The sequence below is a fragment of the Streptomyces adustus genome (assembly GCF_009377175.1).
GTDB lineage: Bacteria > Actinomycetota > Actinomycetes > Streptomycetales > Streptomycetaceae > Streptomyces > Streptomyces adustus.
Genome location: NZ_VJZD01000061.1, coordinates 23,252 through 41,268 on the forward strand (window position 1 = coordinate 23,252; position 18,017 = coordinate 41,268).

At 70.1% G+C, this 18,017-nt stretch carries 20 protein-coding genes and 1 pseudogene; 10 read left to right on the forward strand and 11 right to left on the reverse strand.

All coding sequences use genetic code 11. From position 1 onward, the window contains the following. The first annotated feature begins 377 nt into the window (after window positions 1–377). Together FNH09_RS17510 and FNH09_RS17515 are read left to right on the forward strand one after the other, a co-directional pair. Window positions 378–1,625, forward strand: a complete 1,248-nt coding sequence (locus FNH09_RS17510; protein ID WP_338017599.1) for a DUF3500 domain-containing protein — start codon at window positions 378–380, stop codon at window positions 1,623–1,625. Beyond that, the gene (locus FNH09_RS17515; protein WP_152888902.1) at window positions 1,622–3,034 is read left to right on the forward strand and encodes a HupE/UreJ family protein; all 1,413 of its coding nucleotides are present in this window, start codon (window positions 1,622–1,624) and stop codon (window positions 3,032–3,034) included. Before FNH09_RS17510 ends, FNH09_RS17515 begins: the two co-directional genes overlap by 4 nt. A gap of 42 nt (window positions 3,035–3,076) precedes the next feature. Here the strand turns inward: FNH09_RS17515 and FNH09_RS17520 are convergent, their stop codons facing one another. From FNH09_RS17520 to FNH09_RS49825, 3 genes are all read right to left on the reverse strand, one after another. Next, window positions 3,077–4,822: an esterase gene (locus tag FNH09_RS17520; protein ID WP_152888904.1), complete on the reverse strand. Its 1,746-nt coding sequence runs from the start codon at window positions 4,820–4,822 to the stop codon at window positions 3,077–3,079. Between the two features lie 340 nt (window positions 4,823–5,162). Further along, window positions 5,163–5,657 (reverse strand): amidase family protein, encoded by a 495-nt coding sequence (locus FNH09_RS47655; RefSeq protein WP_202919682.1) that lies wholly within the window; start codon window positions 5,655–5,657, stop codon window positions 5,163–5,165. A 112-nt stretch (window positions 5,658–5,769) separates the two neighbouring features. Then, window positions 5,770–6,171 carry an amidase family protein gene (locus FNH09_RS49825; protein WP_338017600.1) on the reverse strand — a complete coding sequence of 134 codons (402 nt, stop codon included), beginning with the start codon at window positions 6,169–6,171 and terminating at the stop codon, window positions 5,770–5,772. On the opposite strand from FNH09_RS49825, the gene FNH09_RS49830 reads away from it, so the two are divergent. Beyond that, window positions 6,150–6,404: a hypothetical protein gene (locus FNH09_RS49830; protein WP_338017601.1), complete on the forward strand. Its 255-nt coding sequence runs from the start codon at window positions 6,150–6,152 to the stop codon at window positions 6,402–6,404. The genes FNH09_RS49825 and FNH09_RS49830 overlap by 22 nt on opposite strands. Window positions 6,405–6,803: 399 nt before the next feature. Here the strand turns inward: FNH09_RS49830 and FNH09_RS17530 are convergent, their stop codons facing one another. After that, window positions 6,804–7,970: a nuclear transport factor 2 family protein gene (locus FNH09_RS17530; RefSeq protein ID WP_152888905.1), complete on the reverse strand. Its 1,167-nt coding sequence runs from the start codon at window positions 7,968–7,970 to the stop codon at window positions 6,804–6,806. A gap of 96 nt (window positions 7,971–8,066) precedes the next feature. On the opposite strand from FNH09_RS17530, the gene FNH09_RS17535 reads away from it, so the two are divergent. Next, window positions 8,067–9,050: a LysR family transcriptional regulator gene (locus tag FNH09_RS17535; protein WP_152888907.1), complete on the forward strand. Its 984-nt coding sequence runs from the start codon at window positions 8,067–8,069 to the stop codon at window positions 9,048–9,050. Between the two features lie 96 nt (window positions 9,051–9,146). Here the strand turns inward: FNH09_RS17535 and FNH09_RS17540 are convergent, their stop codons facing one another. After that, window positions 9,147–9,746, reverse strand: coding sequence for a TetR/AcrR family transcriptional regulator (locus FNH09_RS17540; protein WP_152888908.1), 600 nt, complete (start codon window positions 9,744–9,746; stop codon window positions 9,147–9,149). A gap of 105 nt (window positions 9,747–9,851) precedes the next feature. On the opposite strand from FNH09_RS17540, the gene FNH09_RS17545 reads away from it, so the two are divergent. Together FNH09_RS17545 and FNH09_RS17550 are read left to right on the forward strand one after the other, a co-directional pair. After that, complete coding sequence (locus FNH09_RS17545) at window positions 9,852–10,487, forward strand: class I SAM-dependent methyltransferase (RefSeq protein WP_152888910.1); 636 nt, start codon at window positions 9,852–9,854, stop codon at window positions 10,485–10,487. A 28-nt stretch (window positions 10,488–10,515) separates the two neighbouring features. Continuing rightward, a complete protein-coding gene (locus tag FNH09_RS17550) occupies window positions 10,516–11,184 on the forward strand; it encodes a DUF2218 domain-containing protein (protein ID WP_152888912.1) in 669 nt (222 codons plus the stop codon). 65 nt (window positions 11,185–11,249) lie between these two features. Here FNH09_RS17550 and FNH09_RS17555 read toward each other — a convergent pair whose 3' ends face one another. The 3 genes from FNH09_RS17555 to FNH09_RS17565 form a co-directional block, all read right to left on the reverse strand. After that, window positions 11,250–11,933 (reverse strand): alpha/beta fold hydrolase, encoded by a 684-nt coding sequence (locus tag FNH09_RS17555; protein WP_162468724.1) that lies wholly within the window; start codon window positions 11,931–11,933, stop codon window positions 11,250–11,252. Window positions 11,934–12,122: 189 nt separating this feature from the next. Beyond that, window positions 12,123–12,788, reverse strand: coding sequence for a DUF305 domain-containing protein (locus FNH09_RS17560; RefSeq protein ID WP_152888914.1), 666 nt, complete (start codon window positions 12,786–12,788; stop codon window positions 12,123–12,125). Between the two features lie 103 nt (window positions 12,789–12,891). Then, complete coding sequence (locus FNH09_RS17565) at window positions 12,892–13,314, reverse strand: DUF6153 family protein (protein ID WP_152888917.1); 423 nt, start codon at window positions 13,312–13,314, stop codon at window positions 12,892–12,894. A gap of 352 nt (window positions 13,315–13,666) precedes the next feature. On the opposite strand from FNH09_RS17565, the gene FNH09_RS17570 reads away from it, so the two are divergent. Together FNH09_RS17570 and FNH09_RS17575 are read left to right on the forward strand one after the other, a co-directional pair. Continuing rightward, window positions 13,667–14,326 carry a hypothetical protein gene (locus FNH09_RS17570; RefSeq protein WP_152888919.1) on the forward strand — a complete coding sequence of 220 codons (660 nt, stop codon included), beginning with the start codon at window positions 13,667–13,669 and terminating at the stop codon, window positions 14,324–14,326. 142 nt (window positions 14,327–14,468) lie between these two features. After that, entirely contained in the window at window positions 14,469–14,690 is a 222-nt protein-coding gene (locus FNH09_RS17575) for a DUF7489 domain-containing protein (RefSeq protein ID WP_152888922.1), read from the forward strand. Window positions 14,691–14,850: 160 nt separating this feature from the next. Here the strand turns inward: FNH09_RS17575 and FNH09_RS17580 are convergent, their stop codons facing one another. After that, window positions 14,851–16,128: a hypothetical protein gene (locus FNH09_RS17580; RefSeq protein ID WP_152888924.1), complete on the reverse strand. Its 1,278-nt coding sequence runs from the start codon at window positions 16,126–16,128 to the stop codon at window positions 14,851–14,853. 309 nt (window positions 16,129–16,437) lie between these two features. On the opposite strand from FNH09_RS17580, the gene FNH09_RS17585 reads away from it, so the two are divergent. Continuing rightward, the gene (locus FNH09_RS17585; protein ID WP_152888926.1) at window positions 16,438–16,665 is read left to right on the forward strand and encodes a DUF6480 family protein; all 228 of its coding nucleotides are present in this window, start codon (window positions 16,438–16,440) and stop codon (window positions 16,663–16,665) included. A 21-nt stretch (window positions 16,666–16,686) separates the two neighbouring features. On the opposite strand, the gene FNH09_RS17590 is transcribed toward FNH09_RS17585, so the two are convergent. Next, window positions 16,687–16,941 (reverse strand): hypothetical protein, encoded by a 255-nt coding sequence (locus tag FNH09_RS17590; protein WP_152888928.1) that lies wholly within the window; start codon window positions 16,939–16,941, stop codon window positions 16,687–16,689. Between the two features lie 65 nt (window positions 16,942–17,006). Next, the gene (locus FNH09_RS17595) at window positions 17,007–17,381 is read right to left on the reverse strand and encodes a DUF6233 domain-containing protein (protein ID WP_152888930.1); all 375 of its coding nucleotides are present in this window, start codon (window positions 17,379–17,381) and stop codon (window positions 17,007–17,009) included. A 128-nt stretch (window positions 17,382–17,509) separates the two neighbouring features. Between FNH09_RS17595 and FNH09_RS17600 the strand changes: the two are divergent. Next, window positions 17,510–18,017: pseudogene (locus FNH09_RS17600) on the forward strand (hypothetical protein); the annotation flags it as partial.

Here is an 18,017-nt window from a genome sequence, read left to right on the forward strand (position 1 = left end):
TTGGTTCGCGGAGCGGAACGGTCACGGCGACAGAGCTTGTCGGCGCGAGGAAGTCCCGGCCTGAGTGATCCTCGGCCGAGCCGTCTCGCGACCGCGTGTCGGCTGCTGGAAGCCGGATAAGAGGAACCTGTCAACAAGCCCAGTACTTTTGCTGGATACCTGGAGCAACCCCACCGAAGGGGACGCACTCCGGGGAACCTCGCCTTGAGGTGTCAACAATATTGCTGATAGTTCTCTCGTCGATCGCGCGCGTGTCCTGGACGGTGCCGCAGGAGGAACCTGCGGCACCGTCTCCCATCCTTGTTTCAGGGAGTGTCGTGAGTAAAGAGAGAACAAGTCGAGTGCGTAGCCGCAGGGTTCGGCGGGGCATCGCGGGCGTGGCCGCCGGAGTGACCCTCGCCGTTGGTGGATTCGCCGCGGCGAACGCTTCGACCATCACCGGTGGGACGAAAGCGGCATCGGCCGCCAAGCGCCCCGTCGACAAGAACGCCAAGGGTGTCGCGGCCGTGGTCAGCGCCGCCAACGCGTTCCTGAACACGCTGGACTCCGACCAGCAGGCGTCCACGGTGCTGGACTTCTCGCAGGCGAACGCGACCGCCTGGTCCAATCTGCCGTGCGGCTCGTCCTGCCGGCCCGGCATCGGCTTCGGCACCCTGACCGATGACCAACTGGCGTCCGCAGAGCACGTGTTGAAGGTGGCTCTGGGCTCCGGCAAGGACACCGGCTACGAGCACGTGCTCCAGACCCTCGAGGCCGACGACGTGCTCGCCTCGGCGGAGGCCACCAGCTCCGCCTCCGACTCGGCCACCGCGGAGCCGACCGACTCGGCCACCGCGGAGCCGACCGACTCCGCGTCCGCGGAGCCGACCGCCTCGGATTCGGCCGCACCCACCTCGACCGCCACCGATCTCCCCACCGGTGCCCCGCCTTCCGGCGGCCCTGGCGGCGGCGGAGGCCCCGGCGGCTTCTCGTACGGCAGCGGCTCATACTACCTGGCCTTCCTCGGCACCCCGTCCGCGACCGGAACCTGGCAGCTGCACTTCGGCGGTCACCACCTCGCCGTCAACATCACCTACAAGGACGGCAAGGTCGCCGGCGCCAGCCCCTTCTTCACGGGCGTCGAGCCGACCAGCTGGACCGCCGACGACGGCACCACCTACGCGCCGCTCGCCAAGTTCCGCGACGGCCTGCTGAAGCTGACCGGCAGCCTGAGCACCGACCAGCTGGCCAAGGCCGAACTGTCCCAGTCCTTCGGCGACGTCCTGCTCGGCCCCAGCCAGGACGGCAAGTTCCCGGAGACCAAGCAAGGCATCAAGGTCAGCGAACTGTCGCCCCAGCAGCAGAAGCTGGTCCTGGCCGCCATCCACCCGTGGGTCGCCGACGTCGACGACGCCACGGCGGCGCAGCTCATGAAGACGTACGCCAAGGAGCTGTCCGAGACCTATGTCGCCTACTCCGGCGGCACGGGTCTGGACACCCAGGGCGACTACGTCCGCATCGACGGTCCCAGCGTCTGGGTCGAGTTCGTGTGCCAGAACGGCGTGGTCTTCCGCGACCAGATCCACTACCACACCGTGTACCGGGACCACACCCGCGACTACGGCAGCGAGTTCTCGTTCTCATGACCGCATTGCGAAACTGGCTGACCGCAGCATTCGTACGCCTGGTGGCCGGGATCGCGATCGCGGTGCCGGCGGCGCTCCTGACGGGGGCGTCGCCGGCCGCCGCGCATCCGATGCCGCACTCGGTCGTGGAACTCGACGTCCACCAGACCGCGGTGAACGCGCGGCTGGAACTCCCGGTCGGCGAGTTCGCCGTGGCCAGCGGCATCGACCTAAGCGACGCCACCCAGGCCACCTTGTCCCGTAGGGCCGCGGCCGTCCGCGCGTACCTCGGCCGTCACATCCGCCCGGCCACAACCTCCGGTACGCAGTGGCAGGTCACCGTGGGCGCGCTCAGCATCAGCCGCGCCGAACAGACCTCGACCGGCCAGTACCGTGAGCTGGTGGCCGAGGCCGTGCTGACCCCGCCCGCCGGTGGCGACGTACGGCGCTTCACCTTCGGCTACGACGTCATCGTCCACCAAGTCGTCACGCACGTAACCCTGGTGTCGGTACGTCAGGACTGGGCGGCCGGTCAGGTCGACGGCGAGGGCACCACCCAGGTCGGCACCATCCGGATCGACACCCGGACCATGACGGTCCCGGCTCTGAAGGTCGACCTCGGGGCGGGCAGCGTCTGGCGCGGATTCCTCGCGATGGTCGAACTGGGCGGCGACCACATCCTCACCGGCACCGACCACCTGCTCTTCCTGCTGATCCTGCTCCTGCCCGCGCCCCTGGCGGTCCGTGGCCGTCGCTGGGACGGCCTGGTGGGCTCCCGCACCGCACTGGTACGCATCGGCCGCATCACCCTGGCCTTCACCGCAGGGCACTCCGTCGCGCTGGCCGCCAGCGCGCTCGGCCGACTGGACGTCCCCGCCTGGCCGGTCGAGGCGTTCATCGCCGCGAGCATCCTCGTCGGCGCCGTCCACGCCGTCCGCCCGTTGTTCCCTGGCCGGGAGGCAATCGTGGCCGGGGTCTTCGGACTCGGGCACGGCCTGGCGTTCTCCTTCGTCCTGGCCGAGATGCACCTGTCCACCGGACAGCTCGTGACCAGCCTCCTCGGCTTCAACCTGGGCATCGAGCTGGTCCAGCTCCTGCTGGTCTGCCTCGCCCTGCCCGCACTGCTGTTGCTGGCACGACTGCGTGCTCAGCCGGTGCTGCGACTGACCGGCGCCGCGCTCACCGGCACGGCGGCCCTGGGCTGGCTGCTGGACCGGTTGGGAGAGCCCAACCCGGTCGCACGAGCCGCCGACGGCGCCGGAACCCACACCACAGCACTGCTGGCCGTGCTGGCAGGGACGGCGGTGACGGCCATGACGTGGGCACTGACCGCACGGCGGCATCCAGCGGCCGAGGGCGCCTCGGAACTTCAGCGTGTTGAGGAGGACCGGGACGACGAGGCCGCGTCCGCTCCGGTGCAGGGCGCCTGACCGAGGTTTGTCGGTCAGGCGCCCACGCCGTTCGTACGGGGGTTACTTCTTGGTGATGGACGCCACCCAGCTGATGAAGTTCGTCGTCGAGTCGCCGGTGCGCTCGGCCTGTGTGTGCCCCTGGCCCCACACGGTGGCGAAGTCGACGTCGTGGATGCCGTAGTTCCTCAGGGCCAGCGCGATGTTGATCTCGGTGGTGTTGGCGGTGTCGCCCTGCATGATGCCGGTGCGGATGCGCCAGTGGCGCGCCGGCCGCGACCGGCGGTAGCCGTCGAAGGCGGGGGAGAGGAAGTACAGGGGGTTGTACGCGTCGGCGCGCCAGGCCATGTCCTTGCCGACGCTGTCCTTCTTGGCGAAGTCGCTGTCGTACGCCGAGGAGCCGTAGCCGGAGTCCCAGTCGGAGTACGTGGCGTACGTCGTCTCGTTCGCCTTGATGACGTCCCGGGTGAGTGGCGCGAAGTGGGCCGGGGCGTCGAGCCCCATGGCGAAGACGCCGTTCTCGGTCTGCGCGCGGGAGTACCCGTCGAACGCGCCGACCGGCTTGTTCGCGTTCTTCTGGCTCTTGGCGAAGCCTTCGAGGCCGGACACCGTGGCGGTGTTGGTCGTGGCGTCGTAGGCGACCCAGGTGCTGTCGGCGTTGAGATGGGTGATGTAGTCGGCGACCGTCTCGTAGGTGGTGGAGGTTCCCGTCTGGCCCGATCCGGGCGGGCCGCCCATCGTCGTGACGGTGTACGGGAAGGTGGTGTCGGCCAGGAAGTGGTTCAGCGAGGTGGTGATCACCTCGATCAGGTGGTCGTAGTAGCTGCCGGCCAGGTGGATGCCGCTGTCGGACTCGGTCAGCTTCAGGCGCCTGCCCTGCTCGTCGCGCAGCCCCAGCCGGTTGAGGTACTTGGGCCAGGCCTTCGCGAGGTCCGTGGAGTAGGCGCTGGTCCAGGTGCCCGCCGCGCGCGTGCCGGTCGAGGCGAACTGGCCCATGTTCCACTCGTAGGACAGGTTGGCCTCGTGCAGGCTGGTGATCGGGCACCAGGCCATGACGCCGGCGACCGCGTCGCTGAGGGGGCGGCCCTCGGCGTCCTCCATGGCCGCGCCTATCGTTCGCAGGTAGGGGTGGTACAGGGGGCTGTCACCGGACGCGCCCGCCACGGTGTCCTGGGCGCCGCCGCCACTCATGCCGAACAGGACGATGTCGTCCGTGCTTCCGGGCAGGACGCTCCTGTTGTACCGGAGGAAGCGGACCGCGGCCTTGAGGTCGGTCACGCCCCAGGGCGCCGCGTCGGAGCGGGTGCTGGTCGAGGTGTTCCGCCCGCGCAGGCCCGGCCACACGTAGATGTGCCCGGCCTGGAGATACCGCGACACGCTGCTGTAGCTGTAGGACGTGGCCGGCTTCTGCGCCGAGTAGCCGGGGGTGTTGACCGGGATCACGATCGGCGCCGTGCGTCCCGAGTAGCCGCCGGTGGTGCCCTTCGGGTTGACCGTCGCCGTGTACGTGGTCCCGTCGCTGTTCGCGGTGGCCGTCAGGTAGGCGCCCGGTACGTAGATCGACAGGTTCTCGTAGTCCGTGGCGGCCGGGTTGGTGACGTACACCTTCCCGAGCTGGTAATACACGTCGTTGGCCGAGTCGTACGACCAGGCGGTGGAGTCGAACTCCAGCGAGTACGCCGAGGACGCGCTCGCGGCGCCGCGCGACGACGAGGTACCGGCGAAAGCCTCGCCTGCCGCGCTCTCGGCGATTCCGAACGCGGCTACGGCCGCGGCGCCCCGGAAAACTGTCCTGCGGTTGATGTCCATTCGTGGACCTCCTTGTGCAGCGGGTGACGTGGGCCGCACCCGTACCTGCGCATCGCCTCGGCGACACGGCGGGCAGGTCCGGCTGTGCAGCTCGTTCGAGTCCCCGACTGTAGGCAAGGAAGCTGTGATTGTTGACAATTTTGATGATGATTTGGTTAGAAGGCTGCGTGGCGTGAGGTCGCGACACGGTCGGGAGCTCGAAGCGGCTTGCCGGGGTTGGGCCCCGGCATCCTCGCGCCGGCCCAGGCGATCGAGACGCGCACCGAGCGCGTCGCCCCGGCGCTGAACGGGTGATTCCTGCCGTGTGCTCCCCGGAGCCATCCCAGGGGTACACGGTTTGTCAGCCGCCGACGACCGACGGCGCGGGAGCCCGGTGCACCCAGTGGGTGGCCTGCTCGTAGGCGTGTCCCAGTTGGAGCACCGCCAGGTCCGCCTGGTGCCGGCCGATCAGCTGCACCCCCATGGGCAGTCCCTGTGTCCCGAAGCCGACGGGCATGCCCAGTACGGGCAGCCCGGTCAGCGACCAGCAGGCCACGGTCTCCATCCACCGGTGGTAGGTGTCCATCGCCCGGCCGTCGATCTCGGCGGGCCAGTGCACGTTCTTGTCGAACGGGAAGACCTGCGCCGAAGGGGCGAGGACGAAGTCGTAGCTCTCGAAGAGCCGCTGCACCGCCGCGTACAGGGCGGTTCGGGCGGTGTCCGCCGCGGAGACGTCTAGTCCGCTCAGTCCGAGCCCGTTCTCGATCTCCCAGACCGCTTCGGGCTTGAGCCGCGCGCGCCGCTTCTTCGGCCGGTAGAAGTCCTGTCCGGCCGCCGCTATGCCCCACCAGCGCAAGTCAGGAAGGTCTCCCAGATCTTCTCCGGCGCGAAGTCGGGAAGCGCGATCTCCACCGAACATCCGAGGGACTCGAAGACGGCGAAGGACGACTCGCACAGCTTCAGCAGCTTCAGCAGTCCGGGTTCGGTGGCCGGATGGCCAGCCGCAGGCCGAACGCGTTGTTGAATACTGCGGGGTTGCGCAGTGATCCCATGAAGTCGCTGCCGTCCGCCACCGGCACCATCCGCAGGGCCACGGCGACCGCGGCGCCGCCGCTGCTCCCGCCCGCGGTCAGGGCGGGGTCGTAGGCGTTCCCGGTGGTTCCCCAGACCGGGTTGTAGGTCTGCGAACCGAAGCCGAACTCGGGGGTGTTGGTCTTGCCGATGAAGATTGCACCGGCCGCCCGCATCCGGGCCACGAACAACTCGTCCTCGGCGGCCGCCCGGTCCTCGAACAGCGGGGAGCCATGGTGAAGGGCAGCCCCGCGGCGGCCGCGAGGTCCTCGGCCGCGTGCGGGAAGCCGTGCATCCAGCCGAGGTACTCGCCACGGTTCAGCTGTTCGTCCCGCTCGCGTGCCCGAGCGAGGGACAGTTCCGGGTCCGGCCGGCCGACGATCGCGTTCACCTGCGGGTTCACCCGCTCGGTGTGGCTCAGGTAGGCCTGCATGACCTCGACGCAGGAGAGGGTCCGCTGCCGGATGGCGCGGGACAGGGAGACGGCGTCGAGGGCGACGATGTCGTGCACGAGGTGCCTTCCTGGTCGTGAGAGAGCCAAGGCCGAGCGGTCGCGCGGGCGGGCCCCTGGAGTCAGCGTGCGGCGGCTCGTGGACGGGCAGGCCGAAGGCCGACCAGATCGCTGCGGTGAGTGCGGCGCGATGGCGGCGGCCGCGAAGGAGGGGGAGCGGTCGGCGAACCGACGCCGGCCCGAGGTATGGGACTCGTCCTCGTCGTACAGGCGTTTGGCCAACATGATCACGATGCCATCGGTCGTTGATCGTATGGCTCATTGAGGCGGTGATGATGGCTGATTCGGTCATCGGTCGGCGTTCCGCTGCGCTTGAGGGAGCGGATTACAACCGGGGTCTCCGCCGCTGCGGCACGGTGCCGACCGACCTCGGGTAGGTCTCCCGGGAAGACAACCGGGTACGGGAATCGCTTCCCGCACTCATGCGTGACGGTGGTACGCCTTGTTGGTGATGCGCCAGCCGTCGTCGGTGCGGGCCAGCAGGAAGATGTCGGTGAACGTGTCGGCGCCGTGGATGAGCGTCATGGTGGCGGTCGCGACGCTCCCGTGGACGTCCACGGCGTCGATACGGCGGGTGCGGGTCGCCTCGTCCGGGGCCGGCCGGCCGTGGAAGAGGGCGCAGTACTCGTTCAGGCGCCAGGAGACGAACGCGCCGTCCCGGATGCCCTCGATGTGGGCGGTGGGCAGGAACGCGTCGTGGAAGTGGGCGGGGTCGCCGGTGGCGTGTCCGCGGATGTAGGAGCGCAGCGGTTCGAGCACGGCGTCCGGTACGGCGGGGACGGTGGCGGCAAGAGCGATGTCGTCCTCGGGGTCGGCGGGGGAGCCGGCCAGGTCGTCCAGGCCCGTTGCGCTGCGCAAGGGGGTGTCCGACGCGGCCGCGAGCAGGGCCATGTCCTTGGTGAGCGCACCGATCGTGAAGTGGGCGGTGGCAGCGGTCGGTTCACCGAGTAGGAAGGGGCGCTTGCGGGCCACGAGCCCGCCGAGCTGGCCGAGTTCGAGGACGTCCAGAGTCTGCGTACGGGGCAGACCGAGGGCTTCGGCCTGCCGCAGGGTGTCGCGCAGCGCGAGGACGGCTCCGGCTAGGCTGCTGTTGGCGATCAGCTTGAGCGCGGCGGCGGTGGCGGCGTCGTCCACGCGATGGACGGTGCCCAGTGCTTCCAGAACCGGTCGGACGCGTTCGAGCACGTCCCGGTCGGCGGCCGCGAGGATCTGGAGGGCGCCTGCGGCAGCGGCAGGCACCGAGCCGAGCACGGGCGCGTGGACGTAGGCCGGGCCGAGGTCACCGGCCAGCCTCGCTGCCTCGGCGGGGGCGACGGTGCTGGTGTTGAGGACGATCGCGTCCGCTCGCAGCGAGTCACGGACGTCATCGAGAACCTGCTGGCAGGCCGGCCCGTCGAACAGCGCCAGTACGACGAGATCGGCCCGGGCCACGGCCTCGTGCGCGTCGCCGGTCGTCTTGACGGTTCCTGAGGTGTGCCCTGAGCGGGTCCAGCCGACGACGTCCCGGTCCTGGGCGGCCAGTCGTGTCGCGATCGTGCCGCCCATGCGTCCCAGACCGAGGACGGCGATCGTGTGCGGTGTGGTCATGACCGCCACAGTGGTGCACCTCGAAGGGTCGCGACAAGCGCAGATCTGGCATCCCTGCCCTGCGGCAGACGCATACCGACGAGGCATACTGCCGCCATGGATCTGACGGTGTGGCGGACTTTCGTGACCGTGTGCCGGGCCGGATCGCTGTCGGCGGCGGCAGCCGAGCTCCATCACACGCAGTCGGCCGTCTCCCGGCAGATCGCCGGGCTGGAGCGGCAGCTCGGCGTGCCTCTGATGGAGCGCCATGCGCGTGGTGTGCGCCCGACACCGGCCGGTGAGGTGTTCTGGCGTCATGCCCTGGCCACCCTCAACGAGGCCGACCGAGCCGTTCGCGCGGTACGGGACGTCCGCGACGGAGTGTGGGAGCGGCCCCTGGCCATCGGCGCGACGCCCTCTCTGGCCGCGGGGATCGTCCCCGAGGCCGTCCGGGGTTTGCTGGAGCAGGCCGGATCCCTCCGGTGGAGCCTGCTGCCGGGCCTGAGCGCCCAGTTGCACGGCCGCGTGCTCGCCGGCGATCTCGACATCGCCGTCGTCACCGACGCGCCGCCCGGACTGAGCGCCGACCCGCGGGTCGAGCGCAGGTTCCTGGGACTCGACGAGATGGTCGTCGTAGTGCCCTTGGGGCATCCGATGGCCGGAGACGGTCCGGTGCACATCCAGTCACTGGCCGACCGGACCTGGGCCGAGGACAACGACGGCTCGGCGGCGCTCCTGCGCCAGCACGCCGCACGCGCCGGAGTCAGCGCCCGCATCGACCTCAACGCGGCCGATCTGCCCGGCAAGTTGGCCCTGGTCGCCACCGGTCACGCCATCGCGTTGATCCCCGCAGTGCTGACGGGCGCACTGCGGGCCGATGTCACCACGGTCGCCCTGGTGGATCCCCCGACCCGCGGCATCTACACGATCACACCGCGCCGCAACGCCCACCCCTGCGCAGCCTCTCTCCACGACCGGCTCGCCGCTGTGTTCGCCTCGGCCCGTCCGACCCAGGACGCCCACCAGCCGACCGGAACGGGCACCTACCACCCCCACGCGCCCACTGGCCTCGCCCCAGGGCGACTTGGTGCCGGAGCCTGAGGCCGGACAGAGAACGCGGCCAGCCCCAGCACCCCGAGGACCTGCACTGTCGAACACGAGTTGGGGTCGGACCGCGAGTCGGGGGTTGCCCGAGTGTCAGTGATGGCTTGCGGTCCGGTCTTCTGCGCGCGAAGGCCGGAGCCCGGAGAGGGTGACGTCGACGAGACGGTGCACGGCTGCCTCCGATGACAGCCCCCCTGCGGCGGACAGGGCGTGCAAGCAGTAGTCGGCCAGCTCGCCCGGGGAGACGTCGTCCCGGACCGCGCCTGCCTCGGCGGCTTCGGCGATGACCTCGCGCACCAGCTGGTGCAGCTGCTGCTGAGCCTCGATGACGTGCTGGTCCCTGTGGACGAAAGCGGCGACCTCTCCGTCCTGGGGCCGCTTGTAGGTGATGTGGGCGTAGCCGCGCAGTACTGCTTCGAGCCGTGCCACGGGCCTGTCCGCATGGTCCCGGGCCTGGGACAGCCGGCCCAGATGGGCCGTGACGTGACGCTGGTGCCAGGTGATCAGGATCGACTGGACGTCCGGGAAGTACTTGTACAGCGTCGCGCGCCCGATCCCGGCCTCCTTCGCGATCTGCGACATCGTCACCGACGCCAGACCGTGCTCACCCACGAGCGCGACGGTCGTCTCCATGACGGCGTCCTGCACGGCGCGGCGATGCGCGTCCATCGTCTCGTCCCACAGCTTCGGCATACAGCAAGGGTACGCAACGACGAGGTCGAGACACTCTGCCTTGACAGAGACAATGTGTCTCGATAAATCTGGAGGGGTCGATCCGGGCGAGAAAGGAAGGCTCCGATGTCCGACGCGCCACCCGTCCGCACCGCCCATCCGGCCGGTGCCACGACACCTGCACTGGACGCCCTGTACGCGTCCCCGCCGCCGTGGGACACCGGGCGACCCCAGTCCGCACTGCTCGACCTCGCCGAGAGCGGGGTGTTCCACGGCCGGGTGCTCGATGCGGGCTGCGGGACCGGCGAGCACACCCTCGTGGCCGCCCGGCTGGGCTTGGAGGCCACCGGAGTCGACCTCGCCACCACAGCCCTGGCGGCGGCCCGACGCAAGGCCCGGGAACGCGGACTGACCGCACGTTTCCTGCGGCACGACGTGCTGGACCTGCCCGCACTGGGGCAGAGCTTCGACACCGTGCTCGACTCGCTGGTCTTCCACGGGTTCCACACCCGCGACCGCGGCCGTTACGTCCTTGGCCTCGGTGCCGTGACCGCCCCGGGTGGACGGTGCTTCCTGCTCTCCTTCCGCGACGAACCGCCCGGCCCCTCCGGACGCGTGCACCGAGTGAGTCCCGAGGAGATCCGCGCCGCGTTCGCGGACGGCTGGGCGATCGACGCCATCGACCCCGTCACGGTCGACAGCTCCCTGTCTGCCCCGGCCGACAGGATCCGCGGCTGGCGCACCAGTCTGACCCGCCTGTAACGGGCCCGTACCTCAGAAAAGAGCAGCCATGCCGACCGCAGAAACCCGCCTCGCGACCGACCGCGCAAGCCGCTACCTCGTCCAGCTCTGCCGCCATCTGCGCCAGATGACCCGTACGAACCACCGTCCGCCCGGCGGCCACGGCGAAGGCGGGACACAGCCCGAGGTGAGGCACGTCGAGTTCACCGACACCCACGGCACCGTCCGCTTCGCCGACGGCCTGTGGACCCTGGACGCCACGGCGGACGCGCTCACCCTGCGCGTCGAAGCCGACGACGAGCAGGCACTGCGGCGACTCCAGGACGCAATCACCGCGCGGATCGAGAAGATCGGCCGACGCGACGGACTTCAGGCTCGCTGGCAGCGAGCCGAACCCGACACCTCGCCGCACGCCGAGCCCGGCACGGACAGCGACCCCGACGACCGGGACGTGAGCCGCAGCGGACGCGCAACCACCCTGGGCCTCATGGCAGGCGGGGCAGCGATCGTCGCGGTACACCTCGGGATCGGCGGCGCGGCACTGGCCGACGCGCGATGGACCGGCTGGGCCGCCGACGCCGTCCTGGCCCTCGTCCTGGTCAAGCTGTCGTTCCTGGGGAGCCACCTCGTGCTCGGGCGGGCCGAGCTGCGCCACGGCATCGTGTTCCGGCACCGCAGGAAGCGCCGCGAGCGGGCCGACGCCGGCGCCACAGGCTGAACGCCGCACATCACCGGCGCGCTCGGCCGATGCCAGCGGTGGTCCGACCGCCCCACCCGGTACCACTAAGAGTCGGCGACCTCCGCCAGGACGCGGGCGAGTTCGCGGGGGCGGGTGGCCATCGGCCAGTGGCCCGAGTCGAGGTCCACGTACTCAAGATGGGTGGCGCGAGCGAGCTCAGGACTGTCACCTGCGGCGATGCACTCCTCGGCTTCGGCAGGACTGAACTCGGGACAGACGACCACAACGGGGACGTCGAAGCGGCGCTCGTCGGTCAGGCGCACGACTCCCTTGGCGACCGCCTCGGGGACGGGAACCGCGGCGGACGCGAAGCGGTCGCGGGCCTGCTGGTCCAGGTCGGCGGCGTCCGCGCCCTCGAAGGGATCCCAGCCCGGGAAGGGCATGACGCCGTCCTCGATCGCGAAGAAATCCGCGTAGGCCCGTCCATCGGCGGCGGGGAAGCCACCGATCAGAGCGACCTTGGCCACCTTCTCCGGTCGCCCGTCGGCGGCCAGCCAGGCCAGGGTCGATGCTGCGGAGTGCCCTACCACCAGCGGTTTTCCGGTCGCCGCGTCGACCGCGGCAAGCACTGCTTCCAGTTGGTCGTCAAGCGTCGCGGAGGCGGCGCCGTCGCCCTGGCCCGGGAGGGTGAGCGGCACGGGACGGTGGCCGAGCGCGGTGAGTTCCGGCACGACGTCGTCCCAGGCGGATCCGTCGAGCCACAAGCCGGCGATGAGCAGGATGTCCACGGTGGTTCTCCCGAAGAGGAGTCGGATCTGGTTGCAGGCACGCTATCGGGAGGCTCTGACACCGGGCTCCGGTCAGAGTCCGAGCGAAGGGACGGACCCCTGTGAATACCTGGAACCAGAGGGATCAGCCGACGGGTTCGGGGCGGCGGTCCGACAACCGCCCCGAACCCGGCCCGGCTGACTGCTCGGCTACTTGCTGAGCATCCCGTTCATGCCGGTGATCTCCGACGACTGCGAGGTGACGATCGACTTCGCCATCGTCATGGCGGGACCGTAGGCGCCCTTGGCCTGCTCGGTCTTCGCCATCGCGATCGCACCCTCGTGATGACTGATCATCATCTCCAGGAACGCCTTGTCGAAGGCGTCACCGGACAGGCCCGTCAGCTTGTCCATCTCGTCGCCCGACATCATGCCCGGCATCGACGAACCGGAATGGTCCATGCCGGGCATGCTCTCCATGCCGGAGGTGTCGGTGTCCGGGACCTTCGCGTCCCAGGCCTTCAGCCAGCCGGACATGGTGTTGATCTCCGGATCCTGCGCTTGCTTGATCTTCGTGGCCAGATCCTTCACCTGCTGGGACTTCGCCCGCGAGGCAGCCAGGTCGGCCATGGCCACAGCCTGCCGGTGATGCGGGATCATCCCCTGGGCGAACGACACGTCCTGCGCGTTGTGGCCGCCCTGCGCGGCGGCGGCGGTGTCGGAGGAGCCGGCGGTGGACGTCGCGCCCATGTTGTGGCCCGTGTGATCCGACGGCGACGAGGAATCGCTGCCGCCGCAGGCGGCCAGCACCACTGCTGCGGTGGCGGCAGCGGCCACGGCCAGGGTGCGGCGGAGGAGGGAACGGCGAGGTGCCATGAGAGGTACAACTCCTTGAAGTGCCCGCGCCCATGCGCGGGAGAAACGGATGCATGCAGGCCGGAGCACGCCACCCCGTCAGGAGGGTGCCGTGCGGGAGCCTCTAGATCCGCAGGAGCTGCAACTCGGAAAGATCGGGCGGTGCGCGGCCGTCAACCGGGCCGGTAGCCCTTCCGGCACCGGCGGTTGCCGCAGGTTCGGCATCGGCCGCCGCGCCGGGCATCAGGGAGGGTGGAACGTAAGCAGTGGACGTACCGCTTGCCGCGCATGTTCCGTCGGCGTGGTCCATGGCCATGCCGCTGTCGCCCGGATCGGACAGATGCCGGCAGTCATCACCGGCAACATGGACCGGCGCGGGGTGATGCCCGGGGAGCTCGGCAGACATCATCGCGTCGTGCCGGCCCGCAGCCGGCATACCGGCAGGGGACAGGGCGTGCATGCCCAGCACTCCCGCAACCAGGGCCAGGACCAGCCACATCCAGCGCACAGAACTCGCCCCGGAACCGGTGCGAGCGCTGGAGATCATGGGATCATCGTAGGACGCTTCCGCCACACCGGCAGCCAGACGCTCGGCCGAGTGCCGCATCCCACATCACTCTTCCTCAACGGGATCCGCCGCCGACCTCCGCCTACGATCGGCTCGTGCAGCCGCCCATGTCGGATCCGCGGATCCCCGGGTCGTTCCGTTCGTGGTGCAGTCGGTCGGCGAGTACGTCTTGGAGAAGCCGAAGTGCGTACCCAGCGCTGCCCCGACTCCGGCCGCATCAGCCCGCGGGGGTTGCGCTCAGACCTCGACCGTCGGGAGTACCCGCACGTAGGGTGTGCCCCGTATCCAGTGATCATCGCTGGATACGGGGCACACGGGCACGAGGGACGGTATGGGCCGGGGCACAGTCACGAACACCGCGACGGGACTTGCCGCGGCGGTCCTGCTCCTGTGCACCACCGCCAGCGCCGACGGCACCGGGGACCGAGGCGAAAAGGGCGACGGGGCCGCCGCGTGCGCGCACGGCACGTACGCCTGGTCCGGCATCCTGCGCGAGGAAAAGCTGACCGGGCTCGCCGACCCGATCAGGCTGAAGAAGAAGACGGACTCCGTCTCGGGTCTGATCAAGCCGTTGAAAGGCGTCAGTTACAAGCCCCACGTCACGGCCACGGGCCCCGGGACCCACGCGGCGGACGCCATCAAGGCTCTCGGCCGGTATCTCGGGACCGACGAGCCGCTCGCGGACCCCGCGGAGCCGGCCGAGCCGGATGAGTTCCCCATCCACTTCGACTACGCCATGGGGGACCTTGAGGGTTCCTACTACCTGTGGAACGCCGTCGACCTGATCGAAGCCGACTTCACGTACACGTGCCAGGGCGGCGGCGCCAAGCCGGTCAAGGGGTACGTGGTGACGTGGGAGACGACCGGTGGCGGGTTCATGCCCTGCGCCGACCGCGTGACCGACAACCCCCTCAAGAGGCCGGACGCCGCCGCGCGTACGGCTGCCCGCACGCTCTGCCCGGCCGATTCACCGGCGGCGAAGAGCGCCTGACCACGACGCCGTGACGACCTCAGCAGATACTCGCCTTTGCGCTGCTCAGGACATTTGTGAGGCTCCCTGTGCGACATCTGTACTGCCGGATTCGTGCGTCCTGACACTGCACCACGTCTGTCGACCTTCGTAGGCTTGTGGCATGTTCAAATCTCACGAACCAGGATCGGACGATGCCTGGGAAGGCATCGTCGAGGACAAGTCGCGGGGCATGCTCGACGGCGCGAACATGTATCACTTCGTCAAGGTGAGGCGTGGGGACGGCCAGTTCATCAAGGTGCGTATCGACCGGGGGCTGTGGAAGTCGATCGCGGTCGGCGATCGCATCGTCAAGGAGCCGGGTGGCGGTCCCATCAAGGCGTAACCTCCGGGGCGTCGGACCTTGCGGTGCCCCGCGGACGGACGAGCTCCGTTCCACCCGTTGGAGAGGTTCCGCCCGTTCGAGAGGACGAACTCGTCGCTTGATCCCCCAGCCCCTGGGTCCACGGCGTGCTCGCCGGGATCGACCTCTTCTTCGAGCAGCATCACCATCGCGCGCCGGGTATTCGTGACGCGTATATCCCGACCGCCCGCAGCAGCCGGATCGCCGCGACCCGCTGGTGGCGCGGACGGTCCTCGGTCAGGAGTCCGCGCAGCAGCTCTTGCGGTACACGGTCGGCCGATGGAAGCAGAGCCGTGGTCGCCTGCCGGACCACTGCCGCTGACGGGTCGTCCAGGAGCGGCCGTACGTCGTCGACGCGCACTGCGTCCAGTGCTCGCAGGCCTGCCACCGCGCAGGCACGCACGCTGGGGGCCGGGTGCACGAGCAGCGTCCGGATCAGGTCCGCGTCCTCGCGAACCCCGCACTCGCCGAGGCCCACCGCGGCGGCGGGCCGGGCGGCGGGGTTGGCGCACAGGGCGCGGTACAGCGGTGCCGGATCGGTGCCGCCTTGCCGCAGTACCCATCGGGCACACGCCCGCACCACGGCGGACCGGTCGGTGAGGTACGGCTGGGCGTCGGAGTGCCGTCCGGTGCGGCGTAGCGCGGTGACCCCGGCCGCCCTGACCCGTGGCTGCCGGGATCCGAGCAGCGGCACCACGACCTCGGTGAACTCGTCGATGGTGGTGCCTTCACGGAGGGTGGCCACGGCCGCCTCGGCGCACAGGTCCTGCACTACGACGTCGCGGTGGCGGGCGGCGGTTCGAGCGAGCCGCGCTGCGGGGAGCAGCCGCCGCTCGAGGGCGACGCGGTGCGCGAGGCGGGCCGTGTCCCGGTCGTCGCTGTCGAGCAGGGCCTCGGTCTGTGCGGCTGGGCCCGCGCGCAGCGCCCCGGTCAGCAGGTCCTGGGCGAAACCGCCCCGAGAGCGGCGGCCGATCCGCAGGATCAGCGCGGTGTGTGTGGCCAGCCGGTGCGGGGATGTCTCGGCCAGGAGGGCGCGAGCCCGTTCGCGTACCGGTCCCACCCAGTCTGCGCAGCGGATGACGACCAGCGCCAGCAGGTCGGGCCGCTTCTCGGCATGGTCCAGCGCGGCCTCGCGGATCCGGCCGTCGGGATGGCAGAGGGCGACGGCGAGTTCGGCGTCACCTGGCGTCTGGGACCAAGTGACGGTGGGCATCGAAGGATCCGGACCCCGGTTCATCCGCCGTCCGGACGGCGACGCCTTGGAGTGGAACAGCTCCGGCCGCTGCCAGGCCAGTTCGCGGACCTCGAAGTCGAGATCGATCCAGGAGTCCGGGTCGGTCACATCGAGCGCCTGGGCCAGAGCAGCCCCGCCGGTCAGTCGCCTGACGGCCTCGTACGACTCGTTTTCGTCGGTCAGCATGGTGAAGTGTACGGCGCCGTAACCGTCCCGGTGCGGCATTTGCGCGACGGTCGGTGCCGCGTAGGCCTCGGGTGCGGGTGCTGCGTCACAGGACTCGAGGCCCTTGCCTCGAATTGCTTGGTCCCGCGATTGCCGCGACCTGGGGAGGGAACTCGTGGCTCGCAGGTTTGCTGTTCACGCCGTTCCTGCCGTTGGACTCTCCGAGCACTTAAGGCTTGCGGGCTCTGCGGTGCGAGCGGCTTGCCGTTCGACGCGACGCGGTGAACGGCCGGCTACCTCTCCTGCGAGTCGGAGCAACCGGAGTATGTCATGACAACCTCACACCCCCCTACCTGGTCGGAGCTCGGCGCTGCTTCCCGTGGTCGCAAAGTGCCTCCCGTGCCCACCCCGCCGGGGGAGGGGAGTACCACGGCGGGAATCTCCCAGCACGAGCCCACGGCGTCCAAGGCGTGGGCGCCTGTCGCTCTCGTATTGATCGCGGCTGTGGTCGTGCTGGTCGTCGTCGGGCTGGTCGGCATGGTCGTGGCTCTGGCGTAGTTCCGACTCTCAAGGAGGCGCTCACGCCGCTCTCGTGCCGATGCGTGCCTGAGTGCCGGGGGCAGGTGCGGCCTGGGGGCGGGTGCTGGTGAAGCGGACGGACGTGCCCCAGGCTTCCTGCGCGTCGGCCATGCACCACTGGCACAGGGGCAGGCCGCCGTTGCCGTACTTGTGGGTGGTGCGCTGGCAGCCGGAGCACGGGCCGACCACGCTGGTGGAGCAGGTGAAGGTGGAGGGGTCCGGTTCGCTGACCGATGGCGGGGGAGTGCTGGTCATCGCGCTGTCCTGCTTCCGCGTGAGGAGTGGATCGGTCACCGCGGACGCGGGAGTCGGGCTGCCGGTCAGTGCGTCGCGGTCGAGGGGGCCGGGCCTGCGGATAAGTCGAGGATTTCCAGTGCGGTGTCGGGCTGGCAGTGGCCGCAGGCGCGCACGCCCGAGGTGAGGAGGCGGCGTGCTTCGTCGCGGGGGACGGGGCGCCGTCGTTTGCCGACGGCGTAGCAGCCGCCCACGTGGACCTCGATGGGCGGGCGGCCGTGGCCGATGCCGAGTTCGACGACCCAGTCCGGCTCCGCGGGCCGGTTCCTGCGGCCCTGCTCCTGTTCGGCTTCCCGCTGCTGGAGGGCGGCGATCTTGGTGTCGATGCGCTGGAGCCACATGGCGTGCCACACCCGCAGGGTGAGCAGTCGCGCCAGGTCAGGCGGCAGGTCGTCGAACATATTTACGATTCTAGATCCACGGATGCCTGATTCGCCATCTCGCGTGTTCGAATTTTAGTTCGATAACGTGGGTGGAGGAGGTGGGTGCCGTGGAGACAGGGACGGAAGTACGACAAGTGGCGAGCGTGATGCATGTGCGCTGCCCGGACCGGCTGGGGGAGGACCTCTACCGGCAGGTCCTCGAACAGGCGGCGGAGCTGTCGCCGGTCGTGCAGGCGCTGCCCCCCACCGCGGCCCTCGTGGAGCTGAAGGGCGCGCTGCGCTACCACGGCGTGGACGCCGTCCGGCTGGGCGAGGTACTGCGGGTGCGGACCATTTCACGGCTGGGCGTCGACATCCGCGTCGGGATCGGTCCGTCCATCACCGTCGCGGCCACGGCCTCCGGTCGGATCACGGGACCGGGTGGCGTCCTCGCCGTCACCCCCGACCAGGTCACGCAATGGCTCGGACCGCTTCCGGTCCAGGCCCTGCACGGCATCGGCCCCCGCCAGACCGAGATCCTGCGCGACTACGGCGTCCACTGCGTCGGTCTGCTCGCCGCACTCCCGCCCGCCACCGTCCAGCGCCTCCTGGGCGGCCGGGCCGGACGCCAGGCCGCCGACCGGGCCCGCGGCATCGACCCCCGCCCTGTCGCCC

Coding starts and splice junctions, on each gene's coding strand:
- FNH09_RS17515 (WP_152888902.1), top strand. CDS start 1,622: ATGACCGCATTGCGAAACTGGCTGACCGCAGCATTCGTACGCCTGGTG.
- FNH09_RS17530 (WP_152888905.1), bottom strand. CDS start 7,970: ATGACCACACCGCACACGATCGCCGTCCTCGGTCTGGGACGCATGGGC.
- FNH09_RS17540 (WP_152888908.1), bottom strand. CDS start 9,746: ATGCCGAAGCTGTGGGACGAGACGATGGACGCGCATCGCCGCGCCGTG.
- FNH09_RS17590 (WP_152888928.1), bottom strand. CDS start 16,941: ATGACCAGCACTCCCCCGCCATCGGTCAGCGAACCGGACCCCTCCACC.
- FNH09_RS17560 (WP_152888914.1), bottom strand. CDS start 12,788: ATGGCACCTCGCCGTTCCCTCCTCCGCCGCACCCTGGCCGTGGCCGCT.
- FNH09_RS17570 (WP_152888919.1), top strand. CDS start 13,667: ATGGGCCGGGGCACAGTCACGAACACCGCGACGGGACTTGCCGCGGCG.
- FNH09_RS17535 (WP_152888907.1), top strand. CDS start 8,067: ATGGATCTGACGGTGTGGCGGACTTTCGTGACCGTGTGCCGGGCCGGA.
- FNH09_RS17585 (WP_152888926.1), top strand. CDS start 16,438: ATGACAACCTCACACCCCCCTACCTGGTCGGAGCTCGGCGCTGCTTCC.
- FNH09_RS17575 (WP_152888922.1), top strand. CDS start 14,469: ATGTTCAAATCTCACGAACCAGGATCGGACGATGCCTGGGAAGGCATC.
- FNH09_RS17580 (WP_152888924.1), bottom strand. CDS start 16,128: ATGCTGACCGACGAAAACGAGTCGTACGAGGCCGTCAGGCGACTGACC.
- FNH09_RS17595 (WP_152888930.1), bottom strand. CDS start 17,381: ATGTTCGACGACCTGCCGCCTGACCTGGCGCGACTGCTCACCCTGCGG.
- FNH09_RS17520 (WP_152888904.1), bottom strand. CDS start 4,822: ATGGACATCAACCGCAGGACAGTTTTCCGGGGCGCCGCGGCCGTAGCC.
- FNH09_RS17565 (WP_152888917.1), bottom strand. CDS start 13,314: ATGATCTCCAGCGCTCGCACCGGTTCCGGGGCGAGTTCTGTGCGCTGG.
- FNH09_RS17545 (WP_152888910.1), top strand. CDS start 9,852: ATGTCCGACGCGCCACCCGTCCGCACCGCCCATCCGGCCGGTGCCACG.
- FNH09_RS17550 (WP_152888912.1), top strand. CDS start 10,516: ATGCCGACCGCAGAAACCCGCCTCGCGACCGACCGCGCAAGCCGCTAC.